This window comes from Vibrio sp. 10N.222.46.A1, assembly GCF_041473595.1.
In the GTDB taxonomy this organism is placed as follows: Bacteria; Pseudomonadota; Gammaproteobacteria; order Enterobacterales; family Vibrionaceae; genus Vibrio; species Vibrio tasmaniensis_A.
In genome coordinates, this window is record NZ_JBFRSN010000767.1 from 1 (window position 1) to 2,699 (window position 2,699).

General features: G+C 39.8%; 2 protein-coding genes and 1 pseudogene. All 3 read right to left on the reverse strand.

Annotation, left to right across the window (positions count from 1 at the left end; genetic code table 11):
• Window positions 1–1,934, reverse strand: a 1,934-nt coding sequence (locus AB4496_RS19830; RefSeq protein WP_372131704.1) for a diguanylate cyclase, incomplete at its 3' end; no start/stop codon positions are given.
• A gap of 161 nt (window positions 1,935–2,095) precedes the next feature.
• Window positions 2,096–2,446 carry a DUF2750 domain-containing protein gene (locus AB4496_RS19835; RefSeq protein WP_017100235.1) on the reverse strand — a complete coding sequence of 117 codons (351 nt, stop codon included), beginning with the start codon at window positions 2,444–2,446 and terminating at the stop codon, window positions 2,096–2,098.
• 131 nt (window positions 2,447–2,577) lie between these two features.
• Window positions 2,578–2,699: pseudogene (locus AB4496_RS19840) on the reverse strand (OmpA family protein); the annotation flags it as partial.

The window sequence follows — 2,699 nt, forward strand, 5'->3', positions numbered from 1 at the left end:
TTCGCTTGATAAAGTGCTTGGTCAAGAACCGAGTACAAGTCATCAAAGTCACTTAATGCGTTTGAGGTTGCTAGATAAGCAAAACTCGCGGTTACATTAAGTGGCTTTTTGCTTTCTGATAAGAAAACTGCACTCGAAATAGCATAATGTAACTCCTCTACACGCTCTTGTACTTCAGCTGGTTTTGTATCAGTAAGCATAATCAGAAATTCTTCGCCGCCTAAGCGCCCGAACAGCTCACCTTTAATTAAATGTTGTCTTATTTGCTGACTTATATGAACGAGTGCTCTATCACCAGTAGGGTGGCCATATTGGTCATTAATTTTCTTGAATTTATCTAGATCGAGTAAAACGAGAACATGTTGTTTTTCTGTTCCTTTACAGGCTTTGATACGCTTGACTCTTCGTATTATCTCGGTGCGACTATACGCCTTTGTCATGGCATCGATTGCTGCTTTCGCACGAATGGCTTTGTTTGTGAAGATCATAAAGCTAGCCGCACACAGCAATAGAATAACAATGATGTTATACACCATCCTTTGATGTTCCATCTTTTCGATTTGAAGTCGGTCTAAATTTGCTTGATGTCTCAGGAAAGAACTCTCTAGTTCTTTTTCGTACCGAGCATGAGCTAGATCTAGTGCTTCAAAAGCTAACCTGTTATCTATATCTCGGGTTTCGAACTGTATTAAGGAGTATCGCTGATAGAAATAGAAAGCTTGCTTGTAATCGCTGAGTGTCTGATGAATATCAGATAGTTGAAGTAGTGCTTGAGCGGTGTACTTATGTCTTGTGACTTGTTCGGATAGCTCCAAAGCTTGTTGTGCATAATTGAGCGCTTCCGTTTTAAGTTTTTGGTCTTCGAACATATCGCTGATTGCCAAGAAAGCGTTGATTCGAATGACATCGTTGTTTAGCTTGCTTGAAGCTGATAGAGACTCTACTAAGTAGTCTCTCGCCAAATCATAGTTCTTCGTCTGCGTGTATGCTTTTCCTAAACCAAGAGTTGTTAGCGCAATACCGTAGCTATGAGGTGATGTAGTCAACAGTGCTTTTGCTTTTTGAAAGTGATTAATTGCTAGGTCACTTTGTCCTTGATTAAGGTAAAGATCTGCAAGGCTATGATGAACTTGTGCTTTCATCAAATCAGAAGCATCCGATCTCAGAGCGAGTGCTTCTATGAGGTACTCAGCCGATTTATCATATTGCTTTAACTCTTTGAGCAAATTACCCACATCGTTATAGATCCCCGAAATATCGTGTCCTTGTGGGAACACGCTTATCAGTGATAGGTAAGTATCTAGCGCGGCTTGATAGTCGCTGCGGAAATGGTGATTGTTAGCGATCACTCGATAAGTGCCAAATTTTGGTAATACAGGGTCAGCAATGTCATGCAAATCCGACTGAAGTGCAGAACAATAATAGTTCGCTTGATGATATTTAGCTTGCTCATTGAGAGAACGACATAATTGATATTTTAATAATGCTCTACCTGTAACATCGTTGATTGATTGCATTTTTACTAATATGGACAAAAAGTCTTGCTGAGCTTCTTTGTACTGACCTTGTCCATCATTTACTAGGGCATTAATAAACGCTTGTTCTATTGCTTGGTAGTCACTGTCGTTTGAAGCGATTCCATAAAACGGTTGATCGCGCTGGCTCATGTATTGATATAGCAGTGCCGATAGGTAGAGCTTATCCCCGTAGGTTGTTGAGCTAGTGTAGCGTGTTTGCAGCATGTTCAATGCGCGCGAAGGGGAATGAGTTAGAGTCGACAGATAGAGTGCGTTCCAATCAGCATTTGGAGTTGTGTGGGGAGCTAATGCCGAGGAGCTAATTGTTGGATAAGATTCATGATCCAATGTTGATGCTTGGCTAAAAGAATAAAGATTGATGAAAAGCAAAAAGGCAATGAAAATGAAGTGAATCACGAGATAATATCAATCAGATAAAGAACGATATTCTATTGTTAGTTTGATGTTGCTTCAATTTTTTTGGTAGGTTGATGGTTTTTTATGTGAGGTAAATCTCTAATTCTCAATGGCTTATTATGGGTAACCGGTCGTACGCTATGTACGACCGATCTTGGAAGCTAGATGTATAATTTCGCTAGATCAGAAGGCTCTAGTTCTTTGCCTTCTAATGTTGCATTCCAGTTAGTACCAACAAGAACGCCGTCTTCAGCTAGAGTAAGTAACCAATCTTCTACAAAGATATCTAGTGGAATTTCTAATACTTCGAAATCAGCCCACTCTTCGACATTGTGAGTCTGAGCATCTTCTTTTGAAGACCAGAACGGCATCACTTCACTGTTTTCGAATTCACTTGAATCACATGCTAGCCAACCTTCATCGTTGCGAAGGCCCCATACCAGTTTAGTTTCTTGCGTTTCAGAAACGAAAAGTTCTAGATTTGCTTGAGTATCAGCGGTTAGTTTGCTCATGAATAATTTCTCTATGTTGATAACAAGACAAGATTAACATTATACAAGGGGTAGGTATATGGCGATCAAGGAATTATAAGGATACTGAAACGCTTACCAAACGTTTCAGCATGGTTTGAGTGCGGTAGAATCTATTTACCGATTTTAGTAAATATATGCCACTCTTCTTTAATGTTGCCTTTAAATCCGACAACAGAAGCTACAACTTTTCTGTTCAGTGCATGATTAGTTTCGGTGTCATTATCACGGAAGC

Coding starts and splice junctions, on each gene's coding strand:
- AB4496_RS19835 (WP_017100235.1), bottom strand. CDS start 2,446: ATGAGCAAACTAACCGCTGATACTCAAGCAAATCTAGAACTTTTCGTT.